This is a genomic window from Pseudomonas fuscovaginae SE-1, assembly GCF_000364705.1.
GTDB classification, from domain to species: Bacteria; Pseudomonadota; Gammaproteobacteria; order Pseudomonadales; family Pseudomonadaceae; genus Aquipseudomonas; species Aquipseudomonas fuscovaginae_A.
Window position 1 is genome coordinate 1 of sequence record NZ_AQOH01000184.1, and the last position, 3,923, is coordinate 3,923.

The 3,923-nt window shown below is 50.4% G+C and carries 2 protein-coding genes; both read right to left on the reverse strand.

The window, feature by feature from the left end:
- Positions 1-188: 188 nt before the first annotated feature.
- Positions 189-491: a hypothetical protein gene (locus K675_RS0117100; RefSeq protein WP_017904717.1), complete on the reverse strand. Its 303-nt coding sequence runs from the start codon at positions 489-491 to the stop codon at positions 189-191.
- Positions 488-3,923, reverse strand: a 3,436-nt coding sequence (locus K675_RS32390) for a hemagglutinin repeat-containing protein (RefSeq protein WP_198291653.1), incomplete at its 5' end; no start/stop codon positions are given. The genes K675_RS0117100 and K675_RS32390, both read right to left, overlap by 4 nt.

Genomic DNA, 3,923 nt, shown 5'->3' on the forward strand with positions numbered 1-3,923 from the left:
GCAGGCCGTTACCGGCCCGAACACAAAAAATCTGACACTCCCCCGGCCAGCACACAAAAAATCTGACACTCCCGTGTTCGCAACTATCACCGTAGACCAAAATCAGCCTTTCTTCATTTTTCGCTTTCAGCTCAGACACTTAGACGTTAAGTAAGCGCCATTAAAATCCGTCACCCTTTTATATAAACTCAGTACTTAAAATTGGTCACAACCCTTTCCCCTCGTCGATAAGACATCACAAATGACCTCCAGCTCTCGCCACGCCCAGCAGCATTCAACTTCAACTTCTTAAGCAACTCATACAAGGCCGCACGATTAAAGTTAGTTTCAGCATTTGTCGACTCAACGCCATCCTTCTCAACGACAAACAAAATATCCATGTACCCCTCACAAAACTCTACCTCATAACAAAAATAGTCATAGCCATTCACAATCCCAGACTCAATCAGAGAGAATATCTCTTTGACCAACTCAAAATCTTTAGAAATCATTCTGAAACCCTTGGAACCCTGTTAGGCTCATTCTCAAATACCACAGTTCTTGTCTGACCATTTATAGTATAAGTCAATTCGAGCGAATCGGGCCTTACCGCCCCCGGGTCCACTCTTTTAAATTTTATCGTCGTCGTTCCGACGACCTGATCAGGATCTTTCAACGCTGCCCTGATTTTATTTTCATAAAAGACCTTATACGCAGAATTATTAAAATTCGCATCCTGCGCAAACAAATTGTAGCCATCACAAGTACCACCTTGACTGCAAGCTTTAGCATGCCCTCCAACATCGCTGTCCCGCCCCTCTTTACCGGCTGCTGTCTGCCGAGAATCCCTAGGAACCTTAATATTCTCAGGAGTAAATGAGAGCTCCTCTACCATACCCTTACTGTTTGTCCTGAAGACATCACCATTATCAAGCTCATAAATGGTATTAGGGCTTCTCGCACCAGGATTGTTAAGCAATTCGTACTCATGAGACCCTTTTACAGAATTAGCAGTGTTGATCTTAACGACTGGTAACTCTGTCCCATTCGCACCACCAAGACTACCTCTCCCCTTCGCCTTCAGTCCATCACTGGTCTCAACGTACAGCTTACCATCAGCGCCCAGAACCTCTGTTTCACCAGTTTTGGTGTTGGTGACACGTCGAGCACCATCGGGAAGCCCCCCTTTCTCGCCGGCGATAGCGGAACCACCCTCACGATAGCCAGATGGGAGTGCTGGCGACTGTTTTCCCGCTGGTCCAGGCTCCACCCAGCCCTTGGGCGGGTTCTCGCCATACTTCTGATCCCAGTCCGGGTTCTTGGGATTTATTTTCAGGTCTTCATTAACCGTCCCAGCAGTCCCTCGGCCCACAACACCGATGATTCGACCTGTCACAGCACCCGCTACATTACCAACACTACCCAGTGCAATATTCAGCAGTGTGGAAGCGCCCCGAACATAGATGTCTCCTTTCTGGTCACTAAGACCATTATCGTTGAGCTTTTTAAAGACATCATCACTGCGCTCAAGATAATCCTTATCTTTTCCACTCAGCTCACTTGCGATGCTTTTTGACAACGCATCTTTAGCTGCTGTGATTTTCTCACCGAACAACTTATCAACTAATACATTACCCGCCAAACCAACAGCAACTTTAGCAGGCCCCATGACGGCCTGGACCCCAAGAGCCAACAACTGCGCCTGTTCCACGGGCAGTTTATCCATATAGAACTGCAAATTCTCCGCTTGCGCCAACAACTTTGCACCAGGCGTATCAGCGCCCAAGGCCTTTAACCCTATAACTTTATTCCCATTCTTTCCAGGATAGACGATGTAGTTGAGATCAGAAGCACCTTCAGCTCTGGCGCCACAACCCCCAGCGGAATTACAGAGTGCTTGTTGGTTAGCGAACTCTGTAAACCTCGATGAGAAGGCTTGAATGACGGCAATATCTTCAGGTTTAAGATTATCTACATCGCTTGGGGACCTACCATTACTCACCAAATTCTTAGCGATATTCAGCGCCAGCTCATCACCCAACTTGGCTCTTGCACTATCGGAAATCTCACTCAACGACACACGCTGAGCTTGTATATTATTCCAAATTTGCCCAGCAGCCTTGACGGGCCCCTCAACGAGCCTCACTGCGTCTTCATAGGCCTTTACAGAGTTATCCGGATATTTCTCTATACTTTTTTTCCAGGCATCAAGCGTCCCAGAAGGATCAGAAACAGCATCAATAGAAGATTTGGTTACGTACAGATCAGTACGCGACTCTTTATCTTTGGTAATTTCGTAGGCCTTGCCAACGTCCCGGTTCAGGCCGACAGTTGAGTCCCCCCCAGTCTCGGCATCCTTGCGCACGACAATCTCCCCAGCACCGACAGTGGCACGAACGGCCTGCTCGCGCTCCTTGTCGTACTTCCAGCCGTTGACACTCCAGCCAGTTTCGCCCTCCTTGCCCTTACCGACCTGACTACCGTCTTGCGCCGTGCCACTCTTACTGGCGTTATAGCTACCACCGATGTTCAGGTAATAACCATGCTCCTTGTCTTCACCTGCAATATCACTGAACCCAAGAGTCCCAGTGTCCAGTTTGAGATTTCCGTTATCAGCTGCAATCAACGCACCATCAAGTTGCGTGTGACTTTCAGTGCGAATATCGACTTTATCTTTACCCGTGATACTGGTTTGTTGTTCGACCCAGTTCGTCTTGCCAGTCGTCTGACCATACCCAACAGATCCACTGACTCCTGCCCCTGGACCAATGGTCGCTGTGACACTGATATCAAACTCTTTGCCTTTGACCTTGCCGGTATCAGCAACCGAGGAAACATTGAGATCACCGCCTATACGACCTACAACTTCATCGCCACGCAACGTAGCGCCAGCAATATTGGTGTCCTTGCCGCTGTTGAAAACCAGACGATCACCAGCGTAGAGATAAGCCTCCTGCTGGCGCTGGCCTTCACGCTCAAGATTTCCTTTGCCCATGTTAACGCTGGCATAAACCCCCACGCCTTCAGAGCCAAAGACCAGCCCAACTTCTCCGCCACCACTGTGTCGGTTGCTCTCACTGTTGCGTTCATTCTGTACCGAACGAATATTCAGATCATTGCCAGCATTGAGCGCTATATCCCGACCGGCCTTGGCTTGCGTGCCAATCAGATTCAGGTCATGGCTTGCGTCCAGATTGAGATCTCGCCCAGCCGAAGCCTGCGCTGCCGTGGAAGAACCATAAACTCCGTCTTCGGTGGCCATGCCATAGCTGCCACCAATACCGACCTTGAAACCGCCACTGGTACCACCATGGATGCCACTCCAACTTTGACGCTGGCTGCTTTCCTGACTGGTGCTGCCCTTGGCTACATCGAAGGTGATATCCCTGCCCTTGACATTGATATCGCGTCCCGCCTGCAACTGCCCCCCCCTGACGGTAACGTCATCACCTGCCTTCAGGTTAAGGTCGTTACCGGCATTGAGCGTCGAAGAGCGGTTAGTCTGCTCCACAACCTCCTGACTGCTGCTCTGTTTGCTGTTGCCGAACTTGGCATCAATTGTCGGGCCGTTGACGAACTGACTCACCGAGTCCACGGCCTTCAGCGTGCTTGACGCCTTGCTGACGTTATCCTCGCCCTTTCCGGCCCCGCTGACGGCATCCTTGGTATTTGCATAGTTGTGATTGAGCGACACACCCAGCCCGTTGCGTTCCTTCTCTCGAATCTGCTCTTTAAGCAGGCTTTCTCGGGCCGCATCGATGTTGATGTTTCGCCCAGCCGTCAGATCGATGTCGTGGGATGCCTTGAGATCTGAACCTACCTGATTGATGTCCCGCTTGGCATTGATCGCCAGGTCCTGCCCGGCACTGATCTGGCTGCCGGCCGCAGTCTCACGCTCGATACGGTCTTTTTTCGTGGTGCCTTCAGTACCGGCAAAAACACCG

Coding starts and splice junctions, on each gene's coding strand:
- K675_RS0117100 (WP_017904717.1), bottom strand. CDS start 491: ATGATTTCTAAAGATTTTGAGTTGGTCAAAGAGATATTCTCTCTGATT.